Source organism: Sphingobium sp. DC-2 (genome assembly GCF_000722555.1).
Taxonomy (GTDB): domain Bacteria; phylum Pseudomonadota; class Alphaproteobacteria; order Sphingomonadales; family Sphingomonadaceae; genus Sphingobium; species Sphingobium quisquiliarum.
Genome location: NZ_JNAC01000114.1, coordinates 168,364 through 193,383, shown reverse-complemented (window position 1 = coordinate 193,383; position 25,020 = coordinate 168,364). Strand labels below are relative to the sequence as shown.

At 63.2% G+C, this 25,020-nt stretch carries 17 protein-coding genes and 1 pseudogene; 5 read left to right on the top strand and 13 right to left on the bottom strand.

Annotation, left to right across the window (positions count from 1 at the left end):
* Nucleotides 1-33: 33 nt before the first annotated feature.
* Both ET21_RS0120035 and ET21_RS0120030 read right to left on the bottom strand, forming a co-directional pair.
* Nucleotides 34-2,169 (bottom strand): TonB-dependent receptor, encoded by a 2,136-nt coding sequence (locus ET21_RS0120035; RefSeq protein WP_021236508.1) that lies wholly within the window; start codon nucleotides 2,167-2,169, stop codon nucleotides 34-36.
* A 204-nt stretch (nucleotides 2,170-2,373) separates the two neighbouring features.
* Complete coding sequence (locus tag ET21_RS0120030; RefSeq protein ID WP_030541060.1) at nucleotides 2,374-4,512, bottom strand: TonB-dependent siderophore receptor; 2,139 nt, start codon at nucleotides 4,510-4,512, stop codon at nucleotides 2,374-2,376.
* A gap of 76 nt (nucleotides 4,513-4,588) precedes the next feature.
* Between ET21_RS0120030 and ET21_RS0120025 the strand changes: the two genes are divergently transcribed.
* On the top strand, nucleotides 4,589-5,119 hold the full coding sequence (locus tag ET21_RS0120025; RefSeq protein WP_037471518.1) for a hypothetical protein: 531 nt from the start codon (nucleotides 4,589-4,591) through the stop codon (nucleotides 5,117-5,119).
* Nucleotides 5,120-5,128: 9 nt separating this feature from the next.
* On the opposite strand, the gene ET21_RS0120020 is transcribed toward ET21_RS0120025, so the two are convergent.
* From ET21_RS0120020 to ET21_RS0120010, 3 genes are all read right to left on the bottom strand, one after another.
* On the bottom strand, nucleotides 5,129-6,472 hold the full coding sequence (locus tag ET21_RS0120020) for an alkaline phosphatase family protein (protein ID WP_030541058.1): 1,344 nt from the start codon (nucleotides 6,470-6,472) through the stop codon (nucleotides 5,129-5,131).
* Nucleotides 6,473-6,474: 2 nt separating this feature from the next.
* Complete coding sequence (locus ET21_RS0120015; protein ID WP_030541057.1) at nucleotides 6,475-8,790, bottom strand: TonB-dependent receptor; 2,316 nt, start codon at nucleotides 8,788-8,790, stop codon at nucleotides 6,475-6,477.
* 155 nt (nucleotides 8,791-8,945) lie between these two features.
* A complete protein-coding gene (locus ET21_RS0120010) occupies nucleotides 8,946-10,088 on the bottom strand; it encodes a metallophosphoesterase (RefSeq protein ID WP_030541056.1) in 1,143 nt (380 codons plus the stop codon).
* Nucleotides 10,089-10,417: 329 nt separating this feature from the next.
* On the opposite strand from ET21_RS0120010, the gene ET21_RS0120005 reads away from it, so the two are divergent.
* From ET21_RS0120005 to ET21_RS0119995, 3 genes are all read left to right on the top strand, one after another.
* A complete protein-coding gene (locus ET21_RS0120005) occupies nucleotides 10,418-12,787 on the top strand; it encodes a TonB-dependent receptor (RefSeq protein WP_030541055.1) in 2,370 nt (789 codons plus the stop codon).
* A gap of 35 nt (nucleotides 12,788-12,822) precedes the next feature.
* Complete coding sequence (locus ET21_RS0120000) at nucleotides 12,823-14,010, top strand: dipeptidase (protein WP_237751622.1); 1,188 nt, start codon at nucleotides 12,823-12,825, stop codon at nucleotides 14,008-14,010.
* 116 nt (nucleotides 14,011-14,126) lie between these two features.
* Nucleotides 14,127-15,167 (top strand): aldo/keto reductase, encoded by a 1,041-nt coding sequence (locus ET21_RS0119995; RefSeq protein WP_030541053.1) that lies wholly within the window; start codon nucleotides 14,127-14,129, stop codon nucleotides 15,165-15,167.
* A gap of 97 nt (nucleotides 15,168-15,264) precedes the next feature.
* Here the strand turns inward: ET21_RS0119995 and ET21_RS0119990 are convergent, their stop codons facing one another.
* From ET21_RS0119990 to ET21_RS0119965, 6 genes are all read right to left on the bottom strand, one after another.
* Nucleotides 15,265-16,065 (bottom strand): hypothetical protein, encoded by an 801-nt coding sequence (locus ET21_RS0119990; protein WP_037471516.1) that lies wholly within the window; start codon nucleotides 16,063-16,065, stop codon nucleotides 15,265-15,267.
* Entirely contained in the window at nucleotides 16,065-18,674 is a 2,610-nt protein-coding gene (locus ET21_RS0119985; protein ID WP_030541051.1) for a TonB-dependent receptor, read from the bottom strand. Before ET21_RS0119985 ends, ET21_RS0119990 begins: the two co-directional genes overlap by 1 nt.
* A gap of 150 nt (nucleotides 18,675-18,824) precedes the next feature.
* Nucleotides 18,825-19,103 (bottom strand): hypothetical protein, encoded by a 279-nt coding sequence (locus ET21_RS0119980; RefSeq protein ID WP_030541050.1) that lies wholly within the window; start codon nucleotides 19,101-19,103, stop codon nucleotides 18,825-18,827.
* Entirely contained in the window at nucleotides 19,103-21,643 is a 2,541-nt protein-coding gene (locus ET21_RS0119975) for a cbb3-type cytochrome c oxidase subunit I (protein ID WP_030541049.1), read from the bottom strand. Before ET21_RS0119975 ends, ET21_RS0119980 begins: the two co-directional genes overlap by 1 nt.
* Nucleotides 21,640-22,617 carry a cytochrome c oxidase subunit II gene (gene coxB, locus ET21_RS0119970; RefSeq protein WP_021236498.1) on the bottom strand — a complete coding sequence of 326 codons (978 nt, stop codon included), beginning with the start codon at nucleotides 22,615-22,617 and terminating at the stop codon, nucleotides 21,640-21,642. Before coxB ends, ET21_RS0119975 begins: the two co-directional genes overlap by 4 nt.
* Nucleotides 22,583-22,939 (bottom strand): cytochrome c family protein, encoded by a 357-nt coding sequence (locus ET21_RS0119965; protein WP_021236497.1) that lies wholly within the window; start codon nucleotides 22,937-22,939, stop codon nucleotides 22,583-22,585. The genes coxB and ET21_RS0119965 overlap by 35 nt, the downstream gene beginning before the upstream one ends.
* 69 nt (nucleotides 22,940-23,008) lie before the next feature.
* Between ET21_RS0119965 and ET21_RS27290 the strand changes: the two are divergent.
* Nucleotides 23,009-23,584: pseudogene (locus tag ET21_RS27290) on the top strand (cytochrome c); the annotation flags it as partial.
* A gap of 25 nt (nucleotides 23,585-23,609) precedes the next feature.
* Here ET21_RS27290 and ET21_RS28610 read toward each other — a convergent pair.
* Both ET21_RS28610 and ET21_RS0119955 read right to left on the bottom strand, forming a co-directional pair.
* A complete protein-coding gene (locus ET21_RS28610) occupies nucleotides 23,610-24,269 on the bottom strand; it encodes a cytochrome b (protein WP_030541047.1) in 660 nt (219 codons plus the stop codon).
* Nucleotides 24,266-24,985 carry a cytochrome c oxidase assembly protein gene (locus ET21_RS0119955; RefSeq protein ID WP_030541046.1) on the bottom strand — a complete coding sequence of 240 codons (720 nt, stop codon included), beginning with the start codon at nucleotides 24,983-24,985 and terminating at the stop codon, nucleotides 24,266-24,268. The genes ET21_RS28610 and ET21_RS0119955 overlap by 4 nt, the downstream gene beginning before the upstream one ends.
* Nucleotides 24,986-25,020 lie beyond the last annotated feature (35 nt).

Here is a 25,020-nt window from a genome sequence, read left to right as displayed (position 1 = left end):
TGCCCCGTGCAGGACGCCTGCGGCTGTACGCCGTTAGAAATCCACGGTGGCGGAGAGCCAGAGGCGGCGGCCTTCCTGATTGATCGAATAGGCAGGCGTATAGGCCGTGGCGGACGGGCTGGTCTGATAGGGAACATAGACCGCATAGTCCGTGTCGAGGATGTTATATATCGTCGCGGACAGGCGGAAAGCGGGCGTGATCTGGTAATTGCCGCCCAGATGGAAAACTTCATAGCTGCGGAAGTCGCCGACCGCCGCCTGCTGCGCATTGTTGCCGCGATAACGGCTGGAGCGGATTTCGGCGCGAGCCCAAAGGCTGGCCTTGTCGTCCAGTTTCCAGCGAAGATTGCCGTTCAGCATATGCTTCGGCATTCCGATCAGCGGCAATCCTTCGTCCGCGCCGCTCAACTGTTCGGTTTCGGTATAGGTGTAGTTGGCCGACAGCGACAGGCTGGGCGTGAAGACAAAGCGGGTCGCGACCTCGACGCCGCGGGTGCGCGCCTTGTCGATGTTGATCGACTGGCTGAACAGGTCGACGGTCGGGAATGGGCCGACATCCAGGCAGCCGGGCCGGTTCGGCGCGCCTGAAAAGCGGCAGTTGGGGATGCCCGGTCCGCTGGCGATCTTGTCGGTGAAGTCGTTGTTGAACAGCGTCACATTGCCGCTGAAAAAGCCGTTGCCGTCATAATAGAGCCCGGCTTCATAGCTGGTGCTGATTTCCGGCTTCAGCCCCGGCGTTCCGAGCAGGGGGATGCGGCCCTGCCCGCCGAAACCGATGATGCCTTCCGCAATCTGTTCGACGCGCGGGGTCTTGTAGCCCCGGCTGACCCCGCCTTTCAGCGTGACCGCATCGGTGATGTTCCACACGGCATAGGCGCGCGGCGACCATTTGTCGCCGAAGGTCGAATGATGGTCGTAGCGCGCGCCGCCGGTGACGTTGAACCCTTCCGCCAGGGTCAGCGTGGCTTCGGCGAAACCGGCCCATTGCGTGAACTTGAACGGCTCTGGCGCGACGCCCTCGACCATGCGCGCCTTCCAATATTGGCCGCCCACGGTGAAGGCGATCGCTCCTGCTTTCCCGGCGAAGCGGGAATCGATGATGTCGTTGCGCGCCTCCAGCGTGCGGGGGCTGCCGGGGACCGCGCCTGGCGTGCCGTTGGGGATCAGGCGGCCGATCGTTTCCGTTTCGTTGCGGGTCAGCGTCGTGTCGAGCTGGCCGAAGCCGAGCCGCCAGCTATGCGCGAGCACATAATTGCTGCGGTTGAAGCGCTGCCGCGGCGCATAGCCGCCCGAACCCAGCGTGCCCAACTGCCCTTCGCTATTGTCATAGCTTTGTTCGTTGCGGTCATATTCGATCCACAGGTCATGATCGGCATGGGGGGTGAAGCTCAACCGGCCGCCATAGGTGTAGATGTCGGACTTGACCGGATTGCGGCCGAGCGTGAGCGCCGGATCGCCGGGGATGTCGATGCTGGACGCCTCGCGGTGGAAGACGCTGCCGCGCAGGGTCAGGCCGATCAGGTCAGGGACCAGCGGCCCCTGGGCAAAGCCGTTCACCGACTGGATATTGCCGAAGCGGTCATCGCCCTGGATCGTGCTTTCGGCGGTCGCGGTGCCGACCCAGCGATTGCCGACCTTGCGCGTGATGATATTGACGACGCCGCCCATCGCGTCCGATCCGTAGAGGGTGGACATGGGCCCGCGCACCACCTCGATCCGGTCGATCGCCGAAAAGGGCGGCAGGAAGCTGGTGGAGGTTTCGCCAAAGCCGTTCGGCGTCACGCCGCCGGGCGCATTCTGGCGGCGGCCGTCGATCAGGACCAGCGTATAGTCGCTGGGCATGCCGCGTATGGAGATGTTGAGGCCGCCGGTCTTGCCCGCTTCGCCGCCGACATCGACGCCCTGCACATCCTGCAAGGCTTCGGCGAGGCTGCCGAAGCGCTTTTCCTGCAACTCCTCGCGGCCGACAACGGTGATGCTGGCGGGCGCTTCGATGATATCCTGCTCATAGCCCGCCGCCGTGACCACGATCGCGCCGCCGCTCTGGTCATCAGCCTCCGCCATAGCGCTATCAGCACCCAAAGCCGGGAAAGCAATGGTGACGCCCAGGGCGATGAGGCTGGCGCGCGACAGATAGCGGCATAGCGTGCTGGATGGCGTGACGGACATGAAGCAGACCCCCTGATAATAGTGCGACTTAGTCGCATTAGAATGAGGGGGTCTGTGGGAGTGTTGGCGGCGCCGGTCAATCAGCCTGACGCCACCCAGCCTTTGCAGCAATGATTTGTTACGGATAAGAGATGATCGTTATGCTTTTATGCTCCGTCAGGTCACAATGCGCCACCCGCAGCAACATCAGGGCGACTATGACTATCAGTAGCGCACCCGCAAATTGGCGAATAATGTCCGGCCCGGTTCGGGAAAGCCATCGGTCAACGTATAATAGTCGTCGAACAGGTTCCGCCCGCCCACGCCGATCTCGACATTGTCCGTCAACGCATAGTCCACGCGCAGGGCGGCGTTCACATAAGCGCCGGTGCGGTAATAGCGTTGCGGCTGCGACGCTGGCGTTGCCGTGAACAATGTCCAGCGATTGGAAGCAAGGTCGGCGCTGGGGATGATGTGCAGCCTTTCGACCGGCGACCAGTCCAGATACACAAAGCCCTTGTGCGTGGGGACGCCGGTGGGGCGAAACAGCGGATTGGCGGCATAGTCCAGCACCCGCTTGATGCCGGTATAGTTCGCCCCGATGTCCAGCCCCGGCAGGATGGTGGCGGATACGGACAATTCCACCCCGTAATAATGGCCTTTGCCGACGTTGCGGCTTTGTGACAGGTTGGTCAGCGCGCAGCCGGGCCGGGGCACGGCGGGCGGCGTCGTCGAAGCGGTGCAGGGATAGGCTGGCGTGGGCACGCTGAATATCGCATCGCGCACCCAGCTATAGAATAGCGCGCCTTCCACGCGGACCGGGCCGCTCGCCCAACTGCCGCCAATCTCCGCATTGGTGGCCCGCTCGGCTTTCAGCGCGGGGTTGGGAATGGCGGTGTTGAAGCGCTGGCTGAACCGTTCGAAAATGGTGGGGAAACGCGCGCGGGACGACAGGCTGGCATGCAGGTTGAGCGCTTCGCTTGCCCGCCAGTCGAAGCGGCCCTGAAGGTTCCATGTGTCGGCATCCCGGCGCGGATATTCGTAAAGAACGGACGCGCCCGACGTGCCCAGCGGCGCGCCATATTCCTGCGCCTTGATCAGGTTGCGCCAGTCGAAGCTGCCGCCCAGCGTGAAGCTGAGGTCCGGGCTCAGCTTCAGCTCATTTTCCAGCGCGGCCGAAAATGTCTCCTCCGTCTGGGTCTGGCGCGGTTCGGTGGTGGCGGCGCCTGCGTTGGAAAAGCTGGTCTGGAATTCGACGTGCCGGTCATGGCGGCAATGCCAGGCAAGGCGCAGCGTGTCGGCGTCGCTCGCCTGGAAATCCAGTTGCAGCGATCCGCCCCACGCCTTGTCCTCATAGGGACTGTCGAAGGCGTAGGGACGGCTTTGCGTCGTCAGCGTGCGGTCGTTGAAGGAACGCAGGATCGAATCGAACTGGTTGTAATAGGCCCGCGTCTTCAACGTCGCGCGATCGCCCAGAGCCGTGGTGGAAAGGAAATAGACGCTGGTGATGTTCCATTCCGGCCAATCCCAGAAGCGCGGCGCCGTCACCGTGTCGCTGATGTGCAGCGGCGCGCCCTTCGATCCTTCCTGATAGGTATAGCTCAGCGCATATTCGTCGGTGGCGTTGGGGGTGAAGCCGGCCTTGGCATTGACGCGCCAGTCTTCCGTGCGGGAAAAATCGCGCGCGCCGCCATCTTCCAGCGTCCGGTTGCGGGGCGTGAAGTCGTTGGGCAGGTCCCAATGGTCGGTGAAGCTGCGGGCGTAGCTGGCCTGCGCATACCATTTGTCCTGGCGCGTGCCGATCATGGCGGATGTCGAATAGCCCGCATAATCGGCGTCGTTGTCGAAATTCACCGTGCCGCGCACATCGATGTCGATCGCCTTGGCGGGCTTGCGCGTGACGAGGTTGATCGCGCCGCCCATCGCGCCCGGCCCGTCGAGGACGGAGGCATAGCCCTTGGCCACCTGCACCTCGGCTATGTCGGTGGTCAGGAAGCGGCCATAGTCCAGCCTGTTGTCGGCGGGCAGATAGACGCGGATGCCGTCGATCGACAGCGGAACCTGAAAGCGGTCGAAGCCGCGCACGAAGACAAGGCGTTCATTGCGGGTGCCGCCGCTGTTCCCCGCCGCGACGCCGGGCATCAGGTTGACGGCGTCGTCAAGCGCGGTGCGGCTGAACATATGGATGGCGTCGGACGAAAGCGTGCTGCCGTCGATTTCGATCCCCTGGGTACGCGGCGCGGTCACGATGATCTGGCCCAGCGAGAAACGGCCGGACTGGTCATCCTCCGGCGCCGTTTCCGCCTGCGCCTGGGCCGTGAAAACGCTGCCTGCCAATAGCAGTGCGGCGACATGGAAACGCATGAAACCCCCTTCCCCCGGTCGTTCGACTCGATATATCCGACCGTATATAGCTTTGAGTCGAAGAAGGAAGCCCGCAATGTCATTCCGCCGCGCTCCGTTGCCGCTTGCTATGGTGGCGGCCCTGTTTCCCACGGCGTCGATGGCGCAGATGGATCATGGGCAGCCCCAATGCGCGGCCGGGGCAGAACTGCCCGCCCCGCTCGCATCCTGGCGAAGCCCCACGCCCATGCGGGCTGCGGCGGACGCCAAGGCGGCGGCGCGCACCACGCTGACGCCCGGCCAGGCGGTGACGCTGACCCTGCGGCAGACGCCCACGGTGAGCTATCCCGTACGTCCGGCAAAACCGGGCGGCAGCGTCAGCTATGGCGGCCTGGCCAGCTTCACGGTCGCACAGTCTGGCACCTGGCGCGTGGCCCTGGGGTCCGGCGCATGGGTCGATGTGGTGAAAGACGGCAAGGCGGCGGAGTCCGTCGCCCATGGGCATGGGCCCAACTGTTCGGGCATTCGCAAGATGGTAGATTACTCGCTACATCCGGGTCGCTACACGCTCCAGATCGCGGCCAGTGGCGAGGAGAGGCTGACGCTGCTCGTCACCCCCTCACCTTGATGACGTCCTCTATTGCTTCCACTTCAAGGCAGGCTGTTCCGCGTCAGGCAGGGCTATGCCCATTATGTCCGCCAGCGTGGGCGCGATCGCCCGCATGTCGATTTCGCGCAAGTCCCTTCCCTTCGCCACGCCCTTGCCCAGCAGCATGAAGGAGGAGCGGAGGTTGAGCGGGCCGGGAAAATAGCCGTGCATGCCCTTGACGGGGGCCGGAGAGACGAGCGGCGCGTCCTTGCCCGCAAAAAGCCCCGTCACATAACCGGCGCGCAGATTGACGTAGAAGGCCGCCTGCGGATTGCCGCCCATCTTTGCAACGGCCTGCCGGTCGGCGACGCTGGCGATGCCGTTCGCGGGGTCGGCGGCCAGCCTGTCGAGCAATGCCTTGACCTTGGTAGCAAGCGCTTCATCCTGCGGCTGCGCCAGCATGATCGCGGCGGACCCGCCGGACAGCCACGGCATGGCGCGCCAGGACGCGATCTTGCCGTCTGCGCTCAGCGTGATCAGCCCTTCGTCGATGAAGGGGCGGAAAAGGTTGAGCGCGCTGTGGGTCGCTTCAAAGCCATGGTCGCTCGCCAGCGCGATCACGGCGCCGGGATGCGCCTGCTGTTCGGCAGCGATCAGCCGGCCGACGATCGCATCGATCTTTTCCAGCACCGCCTTCGCTTCCGGCGAGCCGGGCCCTTTCAGATGCTGCTCATGGTCGAGCGCCGTCAGATAGACCGTCACGAAATCAGGCTTGTGCGCCGCGATCAGGGCCACGGCCGCGCGGCCGCGATTTTCATCTCCGGGCAGGCTTTCGTCGATGCCCATGGCGTAGGGCTCGCCGGTCGCCTTCTCCACCTCCGCCTTTAGACCCGGCGTCGCGAGCGCATCCAGCAGCTTGGCGTCGTCGGCATGGCCCGTGCGCCAGATTTGCGGCAGGTTCCATGTCACGCCCTTCGCGGCGACGCTGACGGGCCAATGGACGTTGCCGGTGCTGAGCCCGGCTTTCGCGGCGGCTTCCCACAGGGTGGGCACCTTGATGTCGGATGCGTACCAGTACCAGCCGCCCTGGTTGATCTGCATCGGGTCGAAGCTGTTGTTCGAAACGATGCCATGGCGCGCGGGCGCGGCGCCCGTGATCAATGTCGTATGGCTGGGGTAGGTCAGTGTCGGCAGCACGCCCCTGACGCCAGAGGCATAGGCGCCCTCCTTCACGAAACGGCGCAGGTTGGGAATGGAAAGGCCGCGCTTTTCCGCCTCCAGCACGTCGCCGGGGCGAAGCCCGTCGACCGAGATCAGAAGGACGGGCTCGGCCAAAGCCGTTGCTGGCAAGGCGGCGGCGAGCAGGCAGAGGAAAGGCGCGGCCTTTTTCATTGTCAGAACCCCGCCTTGATGGTGGCAAAGAATTGCGAGGGCGCGCCGATCAGCAGCGTCTGGCCGTCGCCGCTATTGCTGAAACCGCCTGAACCGACGGTGCTGATATAGCGCTTGTCGAGCAGGTTGGTGGCGTTCAGTTGCAACTCCAGCCTGTCGGTGAAGCGATAGCCCACGGTCGCGTCCACGATCACGCGGCCGGGGACCGATTGATCGTTGGTGTAGGTGTAGTAGCGCCTGGACATATAGTTGACGCCGATGCGGCCGAAAGCGCCCTCCCGCTCATAATTGATTTCGCCGCGGGCAAGATGCCTGGGGCTGTCGACCACGGTCTTGCCCTCGATCGGCGCGACCGCGCCGCTGGCGTCCACGACATCGTCGCGATAGGTCGCGTCGGTATAGCTGTAAGAACCGAACAGGCTGAACCCGCCGCCCAGTTGCAGCGTGCCCGCCGCTTCGATGCCAATGGAGCGGACCTTGCCGACATTTTGCAGCGCCGCCGCGAAGCCCTGGATCGGGCTGCCCACCTGAACGGACAGGAGGCGATTGCGGAAGTTCACCAGATAAGCGCCGATCACGCCGTTGAACACGGAATTGTGGTAGCGCAGGCCAAGTTCGTAGGTGTCCGACTGTTCCGGCTTCAAATCATCCCGAATGGCGTCGAAGCCAAGCTGATTGGTGGAAAAGGGGCCCGCGGTCGTGGCGCTGGCGAAGGCGCGGGTCGCCTGCGTGAAACCGGCGAAGACTTCGGCTTCGGGCGATAGTTCGAAGGCGACGCCCGCATGGGGCTGGAACCAATCTTCCACCTTGATCTTGCCTTCGGGGAAAGTTGCCTGAACGCCGGCTTCGGCTTTGTTCGTGACCTTGAAGCCCTTCCACCCCAGGTTGATCGTCACCATCCCCAGGTCGATGCGATCCTGGACGTGATATTGGACCGTGTCGGTTGTGAAGTCGAACTCCCACTGGGTCGCGAAAGGGTTTTTCGGATAGTCGCGGAAGGAAAGGCCGGGGTCCGTGCGGCTGGCGAAGGCATAGAAGCGGCGGGCCTGGTTGAACTGGTTATTCTCATACCAGCCGCCCACGGTGAAATTCTGGATGCCGAGCGCAAAGTCGACGCTGCCGAACACGCCGATGCGGTCCATTTCATATTCGGTGGTGCGCACCGACATGGGAACCCCGTTCGGGCTGGGCTGGTAAGGCGTGGCCCACAGACCCATGCCCTTGTTATGATGGTAATAGCCCTTGATCTTCAGGCTGGCCTGTTCGCCCAGCGGCGCTGAAAGACCGATCGCGCCCAGCCAGTCCTTGCGCAGGCCAGCGGCGTCATAATAGGCGTCGTCCGGGCCGGTGACATTGCCGGGATAGACCTGGCCGCCTGCCACCGGAGCGCCGCTGTAATCGAAAAGGCCATCGGGGAAAGGCGAGCCGCCGCTGTTGCTGACCAAATCCACGTCATTCAACCGGCTGGCATAGTCGATCGCGCGGGCATAGTCGGGGAATGTGTTGTCCCAGTCCCAGCCCAGGCGCGCGATCATGGCTTTCGACATATCCTGATAATCATTCTCCCGCCGGTCGGAATAGCTGAGCCAGCCATCAACAGTGACATCGCCCACGGGAATGACGACCTTTGCATTGCCCATATGCTGGTCCTGCACGCCTTCGCCCCGGAACTTGTCGGTCGATCCATAACCATAGGAGGCATAGCCGCGAATCCCGTCGCGAGTGCCCAAGGCCAGGCGGGCGAAGGCGCGCCAGGTTTCGTTGCTGCCATAGGTCAGGTTGCCCTGCGCGCCCAGATTGCCGTTGGTCAGGTAATCGGCAGGATCGGCGGAGAAGGTTTCCACCGTGCCGCCCAGCGCGTTGGTCGCCTGCGTGCCGATGGAACCCGCGCCCTGGCTGACGCGCACGCTGCCGATATTTTCGGAGCTGATCGCGCGAGTGATGTGGAGCCCATTATGATTGCCATAGCTCATGTCGCCCAGCGGAATGCCGTCGAAGGTGAAGCCGAGCTGGTTCTGGCTGAAGCTGCGGATGGTTACGCGCTGCGACCATTCATAAGCGCCGAAGGGATCGGACGACTGAAAATTGACGCTGGGAAGCTTTTCAATGGCTTTCAGGGGATTGGTGCCCGGCGTCAAGGTCACGATATCCTGCGACTGGATTTCCTGCACCTGCCGCGTTTCGCCACGGCCGAAGACGACGATGTTCGCGCTTTCCGTGGCGTCTGTTTCAGCAGATGGCAATTCCTCTGCGAAAGCGGGTACGGCGGGCAGTATGATGGCGGTGGACGCCAGCAGCAGAGCGGTAGTGATACGCATGTTCAAGTCCCCCTTTTGGACCATTTGGCCGGGGGCGGACTAGCGGGGCGATGTTGCACTGCAATGTGCGTTAAGTGACGGGATGAGGACGGCTGAATGACAGGGATGCGACAACCGGGCGGCGCGGCGATCCGCAACGCTTGGGAAGGCCGCCCCTAGTCCAATAGCTGCGGCGGGAAATCCAGTTCGAAGTCCGAATAGCGGGCGGGCGTTCCAAAGGCCGCTTCGCCATTGCGCCCTGCATAGCGGCCGAGCAGCGTCGAATAGGTGCTGAAATGTATCTTGCGCCGGTCAGTGTCGAACTCGATGAAGCGCATCCAGCCCGCCCCGCCATTGGCCGAGCCAGCCACGCCATCCGGGCCGACCGTGTTTCCCTGATAATCCTGAAGCACCTGATAGACGGGATAGCCCGCATCATTGCGGTCGATCCGCAAATTCTGGCCGCGCGATACGCCCTGATCGGCCGGAGTCCAGTTGTGGCCGGAAAGGACAAGGAAGATGGCGGCGTTCTTGCGGATGAAACGGTCCCAGACGTCATCGGGCGGCAAGTGATCGCTGCCTTCGAAATAATGCCGGTGGTCGTTCGAACGTTCCACCTTGTCGGGATGGAGCCATTCATGCGTGGTGACGATGACGGGCAAGCGCGGATTGGCGTCGATCACCCTTTGCGCCCAGGCGAGAACGTCCGGCGCAGGCTGCATCTCCAGCGACAGGTGTAGGAAACGCTTTCCGCCTCCGGTGAAGAACTGATAGCTGTTGAGGCCCTGATTATAAGCGCCGCCATACCAGGGCTTACCCGCGAAATGGCGCGACTGCGGCCCGAAATAGAAGTCCCATGTTCGCCCGCCGGAAAGGGGACGGCTGGCTCCGGGACTGTTCGGCCCTTCCCACCAGCTGAAATTGTCATAGTCATGATTACCCGGCACCATGCCAAAGGGAATGCCCGACCGGCTGAGGATGGAAATGGCGCGATTGGCGATGTCCCATTCGGCGCGGGTGTCATGATAGGCAAAGCTGCCGGATGGAGCGCCCTCCATCTTCTGGCGGAACTGACCATCGCCATGCTGAACGATGTCGCCGGCGAAGGTGACGAATACCAGATTCCTGTCGTCGCGATTGTCCGCCAGATATTGCATCTGCTGGGTGAAGGTATCGGCTCCGCGCGGTTGAGGCAGGGTGATATCGGAGTAGTTTTGCGTGTCCGGCACCACCGCGATATTGAATTTTTCGGCCCATGCGGGGGCCGCGGCCATCAGAAAGGCCGCGCAAAGACTGATGGTGAATCGAAGACGGTTCATAGCTTTTCGTCAGCCCTCGCCATGGTGAAAAGGCTTCCTATGCGGCGTCTGTTGCCAGTCCATGACAAGCGCGGCGCAACTTCCGCCACCTATGAGCAGCCCGTCCGCGACTTGAGCAATGGTGAATAGAATGACGGCTGGCCAGCCTTTATCGGTTGCGCGGGCGGATAGCGGATTTCCCCGCCCGCTTCGTTGCATATGGCAACCAATAAATTTGCGCCGGACTTCACCGTCGCTGTCAATCATGGAAGAGGCGGGCCTGCTCGCGAAGGCGGCAGTCCCGGTCTGAATGGCTCAGACGGCCCAAAAGGGCACAAGGGGAGCCACCAATGCGCAATATTTTCCGCATCCGCCGCAGCGCCTTGCTGCTTGCCTGCTGTGCTGGCGCAGTTTCGCCAAATGCCGCTTGGGCGCAGGCGCCGGAGGGCGGCGATGCCGAAACCATCACCGTCACCGGCCGCCGCATTTCCCAATCTTCGGAAGCGATCGGCGAAGACAAGATCAGCAATGTCGTGGCCGTGACGCGGGAGGCGCTGCTGTCCGCGCCATCGGGCATATCCGGGCTCAAGATGCTTGAGCAGCTGCCCGGATTCAACGTGCAGACGGACGGCGCGCTGGGACTTTACGAGTTCGGCAACAGCGTCCAGACGCGCGCCTTCAATCTCGACCAGATCGGCTTCGTCGTGGACGGCATTCCCACCGGCCGCAGCGACGCCTTTGGCGGCAGCCCCGTCTTCCGTTATGTGGACAATGAAAATCTGGGCGTTGTCGAGGCCGCGGTTGGCGCGGGCGACGTCAGCCTGCCCAGCTATTCCACGCTCGGTCCCGTGGTGCAGTATAACAGCATCGCTCCACAGGAGGAGATGGGCCTGTTCGTCTCCCAGAGCTTTGGCGACTTCGACATGAAGCGCACCTTCATCCGGGCCAGCACCGGACGCATCGGACCGTTCAAGGCCTATGTCAGCCGCACCAAGCTGGATTCCGACCTGTGGCGCGGCCCCGGATCGGTCGACCGCGAACATTGGGAGGCGCAGGTCCATGCCGATCTGGGCGGCGATAGCTGGGCACGGTTCAAGTTCGTGTCCAACGACTTTTTCGACTATGACTCGCCAACGATCACGCGCGCGCAATATCAATGCTCGGCCAGAAATGCGCTCGGCCAGTGCGGGCGCGACTTTGCCTATATCGAAAATGTGCCGAATACGACTCCGGGTTTCGCTCCAACCGCCCCCGGCGTCTATTATTCCAACGCCGCCTATACCGCCGTTTACAACCTTGCCATCAATGTGCGGAAGGACAAGCTGTATGGCGCCACCGTCCATGCTGGCATAGCGGACGGCGTCTGGGCGGAATCGACCATCTACTGGGAAGACAAGGATGGTTATGGCGTGTCCCCGGACAGCTATTCCAACTCGCTTGGCCGTTACACGCCCCAAAGCCAGGCGGGGCTTCCCGTGGTAGCGCCCAAGGGCGTGCAATATGGGCTGTCGGGCGTGGGTGGCGACCGCTACGGCATCACGGGCAAGCTGCATTGGGAGGCCGGCAACAATGCTCTGGAGGCGGGCATCTGGGCCGAGACGGACAAATATCACCGTACCCAGGCGCGCTATAATACCATGGACGGCGCGCCTGACGGCCAGCCGAACCTCGACGAACTGGTCTATCTGCGGCGCGATTACCGGTCAAAGCGGGACACGCTCCAGCTCTTCCTCAAGGACACGATCAAGCTGGCGGATGAGCGGCTGATCCTGGATATCGGCTTCAAGGGCCTGATGATGGACTATGTCCAGCGCGGCTATCGCGATTTCGACGATTATTACCGCGTCGTTGGCGGCATCGGGGTTCCGGGCTGGGGGCCACAGGCGAACACCGCCCATTACAGGGATATGTTCCTGCCAATGGCCGGTCTGCTCTACAAGCTGGACGAGCGGACGCAGGTCTTCGCATCCTATGCGGAGAATATGGCGCTGCCCAAGGGGATGGATGACATCTATTCGGTGACGCGCCCTGGCTCGGCCGCGGTGGTGCCCCAGCCCGCGCCCGAACGGTCAAAGAACATGGAACTGGGCATCCGCACCAATCAGGGCCAGCTTTACGCTTCGCTGGCGGCTTTCTACACGAAGTTCGCCAACCGCATCCAGTCGATCACGACCTTCCTTGAGGGCGGCGGCTCCGCGACGGAAACATTCTATCAGAATGTCGGCCGGGTGCGCGCCTATGGAGTGGAGTTTGCGGGAACGTACAAACCGGCTTTCCTGGACGGGCTCGCCTATGGCAACATCAACGTCACCTACAATAATGCCAAGTTCAAGGACGACATCCTGGCTTCGACCGTCATTCCCATCGCGGGCAAGTTCCTGCCCGACAGCGCCAAGTGGATCGTCAGCGGGGGCGTGACGGTGGAACCGGCAAGCTGGCTGGTCGCCAATATTTCGGGCAAATATACCAGCCGCCGCTGGTCGACCTTCACCAACGCGCCAGGCTCCAGCATTCCGGGCTTCACTGTCTTCAGCGCCTATGCCGATATTGGCGACGGCTTCAGCTTCGGCCCGGTCAAGAGCATCAAGGCCCGGATCAACGTGGACAATATCTTCGACAAGGATACGCTTTCCTACATCTCCTCTTCCGTCACCGGCGACGGCTCGTTCCGGCCGCTTTCGCCGCGCACTTTCCAGTTCACCATCTCGGGCGAGATCTGATGCGGTTCGGACCATGGAAGGGAGCGGCATTGACGATGCTGCTCCCGCTCGCGGCGCAAGCGCAGGAAGTGCCCAAGGCAGCCGCGCAACTGCACCAGCGGCTGATCACGCTCGACAGCCATCTCGATACCCCTGCCTCGCTCGACCTGCCGGGCTGGTCGATCGAGGAAGGACATGAGGTTCACAGCGACTATACGCAGGTCGACCTGCCGCGCATGAAGAAGGGCGGGCTCGATGGCGGCTTCTGGGCGATCTACACGCCGCAGGGGCCGCTGACGCAAGAGGGTTTTCAGAACGCGCGCGACTTCGCCCTTCTTCGCGGCGTGTCCATCCGGGAGATGGTTGCGGCCGATCCCGCCAACTTCCAGCTCGCGCTGGAGGCGAAGGACGCCGCGCCGATCGCGAAGGCGGGCAAGCGCATCGTCTATATGTCGATGGAAAATGCCTATCCGCTGGGCGAGGATATTTCGCTGCTCAGGACCTTCCACGCCATGGGCGTCCGGGTCGCAGGCTTTGCCCATTTCGCCCATAACCAGTTTGCCGACAGTTCAACCGATCCATCGAAGAAGCCGCGCTATGGCGGCCTAAGTCCCCTGGGCAAGGAATTGCTTAGGGAGATGAACCGGCTCGGCGTCGTGCCGGACGCATCGCACAGCAGCGATCAGGTGCTCGACGACCTGCTTGCATTATCGAAGACGCCGGTTCTGCTCACCCATTCCGGCTGCAAAGCGATCTACGACCATCCGCGCAACATCGACGATGATCATCTAAAGGCGCTCGCGGCGAAGGGCGGCGTCATCCAGATGAACGCCTACGGAGCCTATCTGCGCGAGATCAAGCCCAATCCAGAACGGCAGAAGGCGTTGGCGGCCCTGTTCGCGCAGATGCGGGAGGATGCGAAGCTCTCACCCGAAAAGCGCGCCGAATTGCTGGCGAAAAGGCAGGAGATCGATCGCCTCTATCCCGAAGCCGACAGGGCGACATTCGACGATTTCATGGCGCACATGATGCATGCGCTGAAAGTGGTGGGGCCGGATCATGTCGGCATCGGCCTTGACTGGGACGGCGGCGGCGGCGTTGCTGGCATGGAGGATGTGCGCGACCTGCCGAAGATCACCGCGGCCCTCCTGAAGGCGGGCTATAGCGAGGCGGACATCCAGAAAATCTGGTCGGGCAATGTCCTGAGGGTGCTGGCGGCGGCCGAGGCGGCGAAGGAGAAGTAGCGGCCTCCTGCCCGCCGGGTTGAAAAATAAGGCAGCAGAAAACGGCCACTGGCATGGCATCCCGGCCCGGCGCATCCTATCTGGGCGGCATCCATCGCAAGAAAGGATTCCCCCAGATGCGCTATCGTCAACTTGGCCCCAGTGGCCTCTTTGTGTCCGAACTCTGCCTTGGCACCATGACCTTTGGCGGAAGTAACGATATGTGGGGGCAGATCGGCCAGCTGAGGCAGGATGAGGCCGACGCCCTGGTGAAGGCGGCCGTCGATGCCGGCGTCAATTTCATCGACACCGCCAATGTCTATGCCGCGGGTGAAAGCGAGCGCATCCTGGGCACGTCGATACGTAATCTGGGCCTCTCGCGGGACGATCTGGTGATCGCGACCAAGGTGCTTGGTCCCATGGGGGAAGGTCCCAACGCGCGCGGCGGGTCGCGCAAGCATATCCTCGACCAATGCAAGGCCAGCCTGCAACGGCTGCAACTGGACCATGTCGATCTCTACCAGATCCATGGCTTCGATCCCGCCACGCCGATCGTCGAGACGCTGGAGGCGCTGGATACGCTCGTGCGGCATGGGCATGTGCGCTATATCGGCCTCTCCAACTGGGCCGCATGGCAGATCATGAAGGCGATCGGCATCGCCGAAGCCCGCCGACTGGCGCCGATCCTGTCGCTGCAAGCCTATTATACGCTGGCCGGGCGGGATCTGGAGCGCGAGATCGTGCCGCTGCTCAAGTCCGAAGGATTGGGCCTGATGGTCTGGAGCCCGCTCGCTGGCGGCTTCCTGTCAGGTAAGTACAGCCGCGACGATGAGAAGGCCGGGAGCGGCCGCCGCGCATCATTCGACTTCCCGCCGGTCGACCGGGATCGGGGCTATGGGGTGATCGACGCGATGCGGCCGATCGCCGAACGTCACGGCGTCAGCGTGGCACAGATCGCACTGGCGTGGCTGCTGCATCAACAGGCCGTCACCAGCGTGATCATCGGCGCCAAGCGGCCGGACCAACTGGCCGACAATCTGGCCGCCATCGACGTCCGCCTGTCGGCGGAAGACCTGGCGGCGCTGGATGCCGCCAGCGCGCTGCCGGCGGAATATCCGGGCTGGATGCTGGAACGGCAGGGCGAATATCGCGCTCATGCGGCGCAGACGGGCCGGTAGGCGGCTCGCCGCATTCGGCATTGAACAGCGAACCGAATGCCGGGATGGAGTCTGATGGGTTCACTTGCTACATTTGGAGCAGGTGAAACCCGTCAGTCTACTTCAATCGCGGAACCCGCATCTCCAGCATGTTCCGGCCCTTGCGGCTGATGCCCCATAGGATGCCGGGCCGACTTTCGTCCCAATCGATGGCCTGACCCTCCGCCTCCATCGGCACAGTCGCGACATGGTCAAGCGTGGAGCCCCCCTTGGGGATGCGTACGACATAGAGTTCGGGCAGATCGTGGCCGGAAATCCACAAGCTGCCATCTTGCCTGAAGCCGCCGCCCGAAATGCTCATCGGCGCGATGCGTTCCAATATGGTTCTGGGCAGCGCCCAGCTTTCGGTACGCCGCCATTCAGCGTCGAATTTGACCAGGGCCGTGTGCCGGTGATCACGCGGCGTTTCACCCCCCTTGCCGTCATAATTGGCGAACATCGCCCACCAATGCCCTTCACGCCAGTCTACCCAGGTCAGCGATCCGGTGCCAAGACCGAGCGATACGCTACGCTTGTGCGCGAGCGTTATTGGATCGAAAAATTCGACAGAGCTTGCCTGCGGCACTGCCGGAAAGTTGGACGCCGCACATACCAGTTCAGCCTTGATAAGGGCGCAACTATTAATATGCGGATAACGTTCAGGCTCTCCTTCCCATATCGCACGGCGTTCGCCCGTTTTGCGATCGTAGCGCGCAATCGTCCAGTTGGCGACGGCGTATACATCGTTCGGCCCGGCCGCCACACCTTGCCGCGCTTCGGCGGCAGGAATGCGGCGGATCGTCTCTGCGGGCTCGCCCTGCACGATGGCAGGAGATGGAGTAGTCGCGGCCGCCGCCAAGAGGAGAAGCAGACCCGGCATCAAAAATTCGCCGCCACGCCGAACCAGAAGGTACGCCCATATTCAGCGGATTCCTGAAGATAGGCGCGCCCCGGCCCAACCAGTTCGCGTCGTCCCTGATCGGTCAGATTCTGGCCCTCCGCGTACAAGGTCAGATTCGGCGTGATCCGATAGCTGATGTTCGCGTCGAGGGTGCCGCGGCCTTTCCAATATTGGTCGGCATTGGGAATGGTGTCGTTGATCGTTTCCAGGAAGCCGCCAATATAATTATAGGACAGCCGCCCTTCGAACTTGTCCTTCTGATAATAGACCGACGCATTCCACACAGTATCGGGTTGCAGATAAAGGCCGGTCACACGCGGCCCGGCGCTGGTCAGAAACGTGAACTTCGTGTCTAGGAAGGTCGCGTTCGCGCTGATGCCCAAGCCATCAAACGGCGCTGGCAGGAAGGTCAGCGCCTGTTGCAGGTTAAGTTCCAGACCCTTGATGGTTGCGGTTTCCGCGTTGCGGGGTTCAGAGACAAGGACATCCTCTACTCCCCGGCCGACGTCCATCGACTCGACATTGGACAGTGTGAAGATCTCATTCTTGATCTTCTTGTGGAACAGCGCCGCTGAAACGAGGCCGTCCTTGGGGTAGAATTCGAACGACAGGTCGAAACCACGGCTCTCGCGCGGCTTCAATCCCGGATTGCCGCGTGTCAATGTTGGTTGGCTGCCATCGAAGCTCAGCGTCTCGGTAGCGGCGATCGATGCATAGTCGGCCCGGCCGATCGTGTTGGTATAAGCGCCGCGAACGACGAAGCGGTTGGTCACATTCCAGCGGATATGCGCGCTGGGTAGCCAATTGTCATAGCTGCCATCGGTCGTGATCTGGGTCAGCGTACCGTCGACGGCACGATAGGCATCTGACGAGATCTCGGTCCGTTCGTAACGCAAGCCACCAAGCAGCGTGACATTGCCGATCCGGGTGCTGCCTTGCAGATATCCGGCGTAGACATCTTCGCTGACCTCATAATTGCCCGCGACGGAACCAGCAGTTGCGGTGAAGCGGTCACGGTTAGCCTTGAAGAAGGCCGGGAAGGCATGAGCGTCGATGCGGATCGGGATATGGAACCGACTGCGGATCGCCTTTTCCGGGCCGTCGGTCACTACATTGTCGAGCGTGTAGTTAAACCCGGTAGCGGCGCGATAGTCGGTGCGAGGATTGCTGCTTTCGCGATTGGTCAGACGAAGCACGCCGCCGGTCTTGATCTTGATCCCGCCATTTTCGCTATCGTCGCCATAGGTCAGGTTGAGGCGGAACTGGCCGCTCTTTTCCAGCGATTTCTGTAAATCGTCCCGCTGCTGCTGCAAATAGAAGTTGCGCGGATCGACGCCCGCCGTCGCATCCCGCAGCGTGAAGACGGGATAAAAGTCCGAGCTGTCATAGTCGAACGCATAGCGCGCCGCGTCAGCGCTGCGCGTACGGAATTCGATGCTGCTGTTCGGCACGCGCAAGCGGCCGAGCGAGAAGACTGCGTCACCGTCCAGCTTCAACTGTTCGTTCGCATCCCATGCAAAAGCGGTGCGGCCGATCGCGACGAGGCGTTTGGTGATGGGCTGATTGAGTTGAACGATGATGCGGCCGCTGTCGAAACTGCCACTCGTCGGCGTCTGGTTGCTGATGTTGCCGACCGGCTCGATCCGGTACTCGATGCGCTCCTCATCGTCCTCGGTACGCGCCACGACGCCTGATAATTCCCAGCGGAAACGGTCCGACGGACGCCATTCGATCTTCACATTGCCGCCCGTGCGCTGCTTCGTGTTATTGTACCAGAAAAGGCGGTGCTGGGTCGGCACCTGAATGCCATTGCCTTCCGGCGAGCCCGAATCCACCGGCTTCCCGTCAGCCCTATATTCGCGCACAGAGGGGCTGGCGACTTCGATCTGGGGAATATCGTAGTCGAGCTGTTCCTGGCTCGCGCCGATCACGATGCCCCATTCGCCGTTCGCGCCAAAGGTCGTGCCTGCCGCAAAGGCGGCGCGATACGATGCCTTGCTGTTCCGGACGTCGCCATTCTGTTCGTAGATGCCATAGGACGCAATGCCGTTGAAGAAGGGGCGGCGGGCGTCGAATGCGCTGCGCGTGGCAATGTTGATGATGCCGCCGATCGCATTTGCGTCATTTTCCGGCGTCACCGTCTTGATGACCTCGATCCGTCCCGCCATCACCGAGGGAACGATATCAAGCGGCACGGTGCGGCCATCTGAGTCCACGCCGGAGACCAGCGCACCGTCGACGGTGGTGCGGTTATAGGTGGATTGCAGCCCGCGCAGCACGGGAAAGCGCGGCTCGCCCTGGTCTTCCTGCACCGACAGACCCGGAATGCGGCGTAGCGCGGCAGCCGTATTATGATCGGGCAGCTTGCCGATATCGTCTGATGAGATCGCGTCCATCACGACAAAGGCTTCCCGCTTTTCCGCCGTCGCTTCATATTGCGCGCGGCGCTGCCCGGTGACGACGATGGAATCGCCCTCCTTCGTCTTTTCGATTTCGGGGTTCGGTTCGGACTGCGCCATCAACGGCGTGGCGAAGAAGACGGCCGAGCACAGCAAAGCAGCCCGGGCATGCGGGAGAGACGGCTTCATTTGATGGTTCCCCGATGATCTGTAGTTATCGAGGGCGGCGAATAGGGGCAGGCCGCGTCAGTGGCATGACGCGTCTGTTTCGTTATGATGAAGGAATGATATCATAACGATGACGGCAGCGCCGGATGACATGCGCCGCGCTTTCGCGTTTCAGCTGAGCAGCGCGGGGAAGGCTTGCCAAAAAATGGCGAGGCTCGCGAGGGCGACGAGGGTGAGGGACAGGTGGCGCATCCATGCGTCGACATGGTCGCCGCGTTGCCGCCAGATGCGGGTGATCAGCCAGCCCTCTCCCGCAAGGCACAGCAATGTCATGAGGCCGGTCAGAAGCCGTGCGGTCATGCTGGAATGCCAGATGCTGCCGATGCCGTAGAGCGCGAAGAAGTGAAGCGCCCAGACTGCCATGCCGCCGAGGAGCAGGCGCCAGTTCATCAGAACGCGGTTCCCGGAAAGAGCCGGGTCAGCAGCGCTGAAACCACGCCTTGCGCGGCGGTGTAGACGGCAAAGAGGAATATCAGGTCATAGCTGTTGTCCGCCGGACGGTTGATCAGGCCACGGCTGTTCCGCGCGGCCATGTAGCAGGTCATGATGAAGACGATCGCGGCAAGAATGCCCTGGAGCGAGAGGAAGGCATAGACGGTCGCGCCCTGCCCGCTCGCGCTGGGAGACAGGCCGTGAAGACGCCAGCTCCAGATATCCGCCGCGAATGCCGCAGCCAGTGCGCCGCCGCCGGTCATCAGCAGGACGCCGGGGGTCCACAGGCGCGTCTTTTCACGGCGCAGCAGGCGGCGGCCCAGCCACGCGAGTCCCACGCCCGCGCCATTGCCCAGCAGGATCGGCACAAGCCATGCGGCATCGGGCGGAGCAACCCAGAAGCGCGGGTGGATGCCGTAGAGGTATAGATAGCTGAAGCAGGCCATAAGGAAGATCATGCCGATGACGGTCAGCAACAGCATCATCGCCCACCAGCCATGGGTGCGCGGTCCGGTGACATAGGTCGGCACCATGATCCCCGCGCCGATATCCACTTCGCGATCGGGCACGGGGCGGTCCGTTTCCCAGAGCCAGCGCAGGACGCACAATATGGCGGCGATGCCGCTTACCACGCTGGGCCAATAGGCCTGCACCGTCAGCAGCAGGAAGAATCCGGCGGTGAACAGCGCCGCGAAGAGGGGCCATGAAGATGGTCCCGGCATGATCTGGAGATATTCAGGCTCGGCACGGATGGGGCTGGTGATGATGGTCTCGCGCAATCCGGTGGCGCTGTTCGGCAGGAAATAGCGGCCCTGCTCCACATCCCTGGGCAGCGCGGGATCGTCCCACAGGGGATCGCGGCTGCGCACCACCGGGATGCTGCGCGAGGAATATAGCCCGGTGGGTAGCCATTCCAGCGTGCTTCCGCCATAGACGTTGCCTGCATCGTCATCGGTGGTGAAGCGGAAGTTGCGAGCGAGATCGATGAGGAAAAGGCAGATGCCCGCCGCCAATATGCCAGCGCCAATCGTGGACAGAAGATTCGTCGCGCCCCATTCGCGATCCGGCAGATAGGTATAGACCCGGCGCGGCATGCCCATGAGGCCGGTCAGGTGCATCGGCAGGAACGTCAGGTGCATGCCAGCGAACATCAGCCAGAAGACCCATTTGCCCATCCTTTCGGAAAGCGGGCGGCGGCTCATCATCGGCGCCCAGTGATAGAAGGCCGCGAACAAAGGGAAAACCATGCCGCCGATGAGCACATAATGGAGGTGGGCGACGATGAAATAGCTGTCGTGCGCCTGATAATCGAAGGGGACGAGCGCGACCATCACGCCGGTAAGGCCGCCCATCACGAAAATGATGATGCCGCCCACCAGAAACAGCGTCGGCGTGTTCATCCGTGGCCGCCCGCTCGCCAGCGTCGCGATCCAGGAAAAGACCTGAATTCCCGCGGGCACGCTGACGGCCATGCTCGCGGCGGAAAAGAAGCCCACGGAAAGGGTCGGCATGCCGGTCGTGAACATATGGTGCGCCCACACCCCGAAGCTGATGAAGCCGGTGGAGACGAGCGCCAGCACGATGAGGCGGTAACCGACCACCGGCGTCCGCGCGAGCGTGCTGGCCATCATGGTGACGAGCCCGGCGGCGGGGAGGAAGATGATATAGACTTCCGGGTGGCCGAAGAACCAGAAGAGATGCTGCCACAATATTGGATCACCGCCGCGCGTGGGATCGAAGAAGGGCCAGTTCAGCGCCCGTTCCAGTTCCAGCAGCAAAGTGCCCAGGATCACGGCGGGAAAGCCGATGATGATCATCGCCGCGAAGACCAGCATGGCCCAGGCGAAGATCGGCATCTTGTCGAGGCTCATCCCCGGCGCGCGCGTTCGCAGGACGCCGACGATGATCTCGATCGCTCCGGCAATCGCCGAAATCTCGATGAAGCCGATGCCGAGCAGCCAGAAGTCGGCATTGATGCCCGGCGAGTAGCTGATGCTTGTATAAGGCGGATACATGAACCAGCCGCCATCGGGCGCGAGGCCAACGAAGATCGACGCGAAGAAGGCGAGCCCGCCGACCAGATAGGCCCAGAAGGCATAAGCGGAGAGGCGCGGGAACGGGAGATCCCGCGCCGCCAGCATCTGCGGCAGGAGCAGCACGCCCAGCGCCTCCACCGCCGGAACCGCGAAGAGGAACATCATCACCGTGCCGTGCATGGTGAAGAACTGGTTGTACGTCTCCTGCGGCAGCATGCCGTTCAGCGGCCAGGCAAGCTGCACCCGCATGAACAGCGCCAGCACGCCCGCCAGCAGGAAGAACAGGAAGGCCGCGCCCACGTAGAACGCGCCGATATAATTGTTGTTGACGACGGTGAGCAGCCGCCAGCCCCTTGGCGCGCGCCAGACGCGTTCCAGTTCCTCCAGCTCGCCTTCGGGCCGTTCTCCGCGTGTCGGGAATCTTTCGTAAAGCGCCGGGTCGAAGCCGGTTTCCGACCTCACCGCCGCGTCTCCAGATAGGCAGCGATGGCCGTCAAGTCCTGCCCCGGAAGCGTGGAGTAAGCAGGCATGCGGTTGCCCGGCTTGAGCGATTGAGGATCGCCGATCCAGCCGATCATCGTGCCCCGGTTGTTGGGCAATATGCCCGCCCCCAGAGTCCGGCGCGAACCGACATGGCTGAGATCAGGTCCGGCGAGGCCGTTGGCCTCCGTGCCCGCGATGCGATGGCATGCGCCGCAACCGCTGTCCTGAAAAAGCTGGGCTCCCCGCGCGGCTTGACCGCCGGGCTGAGGCGCCGGGCGTGCCCGCGCGGCCATGAAACGGGCGTAATCGTCGGGATCATGGGCGACAACCATGAAACCCATCAGGGCATGAGCGCCGCCGCAATATTCCGCGCACTGCCCCGCATAGACGCCCGGCGCGTCCGCCTGCATGCGCAGCACGTTGCGGCGGCCCGGCACCATGTCGATCTTGCCCGACAGGCGCGGCACCCAGAAGCTGTGGATGATGTCCGAGGATTCAAGCTCGACAGTGACCGTCCGGCCAACGGGTATGTGAATTTCGTTGGCGTCCATCATCGCGACGCCGCCCGCCCGATCGAGATAGGCGACGCGCCACCACCACATTTCGCCCGTCACGCGCACGCGGATGTCGGACGGCTGCGGCGGGGTCCGCAATGTCCTGGTGAGGCTGAGCCCGTAGATGAGCAGCGCCGTCAGCACCACCACCGGCAGAGCAATCCCCGCAAGCCAGACCACGCGCGTTCCGCCAAGGCGGGACCGCAGCCGCTGCGATCCGGCGAGCGCCACCCACAGCGCCGCCAGCACCAGCGCGAGAACGGCCCCAGCCATGGCGAAGAGGATCCAGGACAGCGTGGTGATCGACGAGGCGAACGGACCGGCGGGATCGAGTACCGGCGGCGGCCAGCCCGACAGCGCCTGTTCAGTCGAGCGTGTAAAGATAGGCAGCCACGTCACGCGCCTCTCCCTCGTTGAGCGGCATGGCGGGCATGGTCGTGCCGGAAACTAGAGCGGGCGCATTGCGGACGAAGGCGGCGAGCATGTCCGGCCGGTTGGGCACGCGTCCCGCGATCATCCCCTGACGCGCGAAATGCGTCAGATCGGGACCGAGCCGTCCCTGCGGCCACCTTATGCCGGGGATGACATGGCATGCCGCGCACCCTGTCCGTTGAACGAGGGCGCGTCCGCGCTGCACATCCGCGCCGGGCATCGCCGCCCGCCCTTCCGGCGGTGGCTTGCAGCCGCCGAGCAGCAGGATAAGCGTAATGCCGATACGCAAAGACGACGCAGCCCCCTTCCCTTTCGTGCGAACTGCTATGGAACCGCCCGCAATCGTCACGGTTCCATTATGATGCGATGTTTCAGCCGGAGTCCCGACCTGCGCCCCGTCCTGCTGCTGGCGATGACGGCTGGCTGCGGTTCCTATGACAACCGGGGACTGGAGCAGTTCGCGTCGACGGGACAATTGGTGGCGCTGAGCGGCGGCGGAGCGGGCGCGCAGGGCGCCTGTCTGACGTGCCATGGCGTAGATGGCGGGGGCGACGGCACGGCGGTGCCTCGCCTGGCGGGGCTGGGCGCGGGCTATATGGTGGCGCAGCTCGACGCCTATGCGGACGGGCGGCGGCAGCATCCGCAGATGCAGGCGATCGCCGAACGGATGACCCGGCGGCAGCGGCTGCTGGTGTCGGACTATTATGCCGCCCTGCCCTATCGGTCGAAGGTGGAGATGTCTTCGCCTGCTGCTCCCCTTCTGTATACGAAGGGCGATCCTGAGCGCGGCCTGCCGTCATGCGCCAGTTGCCACGGCCTGTCGGGCGAAGGAGTGGGCAGCGGCAATCCGCCGCTCGCCGGACAGTCGGCTGCCTATCTGGCGGACCAGTTGCACCGCTGGCGGCTGTCGCTGCGGCGGAGTGATGCGCGGAACGTGATGCAGCAGATCAGCCTCAAGCTCACTGCTGAGGAAGCCCGGACTCTCTCGGACTATGCTGCGTCTCTTTCCGGCTATCCTCCCAATCGGGAACCTCCGGCAGCATCCCGCGCAGCACGTCATGCCGATCCCAGAAATGATGCTTCAAGGCCGCCCCTACATGAAGGGGGATGAGCAGGGCGAGCAGCAGGACGAGGATGTGATGTCCCTCTTCCGCGATGGCGAGCAGGCGATATTGCATTTCAGGGCCGAGGCCATGCAGGGGGAGCGCTGGCCAGGGGATGAACCCGGCAAGGCGCAGCGGCGCGGGTTCGCCAAGCGCCGACCACATGACCCAGCCGGTCAGCGGCAGGCCAAAGAAGCAGAGGTAGAAGATATAGTGGGTCAGATAGGCCGCCTGCGTCTGCCAGCCGCCCCGGTCCGCGTCATTGACCGGGCCCGGAATGATCAGACGCCAGAACAACCGCGCGATCGCGAGCAGCAGGATCGGCAAACCCACGGCGCTGTGCAACTGGTAGGTCAGCAGCTTGCCGCCGCCCGACGGCAGGATGCTGGCATACCAGCCGATGGCGAGTTGAGCCATGACGAGAAAGGCCATTATCCAGTGGAAGGCGATGCCGACCGGCGAATAGCGCGACCGCTCCGTATGGGTGGCCGCCCAGCGGCGCAGCGCCTCGATCACACCATGGCTCGCGGCGCGGGGTCAGGAGCGATCAGGCGGCTCATGCGGAGCAGCGCGGCGGCGAGATAGACGCCCGCGGCCGGGACCCACATCACCAGCCCGGCGAGTTGCTGGTCCTCCAGCGGCGACAATCCCCAGGGCTGGGTCGAAAGCCAATGCGGGGCATAAAGGGTCGACGGGGCGAAGGTCAGCAGCGCGCCCAGAAGCCCCATCTGCATCATCGAAAAGAGCAGCGCCCCGGTGGCCGGGATCGCGCTCGCCTGCCGCAGCCGTGCCCAGAAAAGGGCGGCGCTGGCGAGGATCGTTGCCTGCATGAGCCAGTAGATGCCGTCATGGGAAAGCGCGGCGGCATAGGCGGCGGGCGCATGCCAGAACCACAGCACCAGGGTCTGGACGAGCGTCCCCAGCAGGAGGCTGCCCCTGACCTTGCCGGGCCACAGCGACAGGATCGGCGCGAGGACCAGCATCAACAGCATGTGGTGGACGGTGCGCGCGGAAAAGAGGGCGGAGGTCAGCGCGCAGAAAGGAGATATGAACAGCAGGAAGGCGCAGAGCAGACCGGCCAGCGTCCAGCCGCGAGGGACATGGGAGCGCCATGCCCATGCCGCCGCGGCCAGCAGCAGCAGGATGAGGAAGGGATCGCCATTCCAGCGCGACAATAGCTGCGCTGGCGCGGGCGCCCCGCCGCAATAGGGTATCCAGCCAATGTCGCTCATGCCGATGCTCCCTCCCCGACGCCAACCCTTTGCCG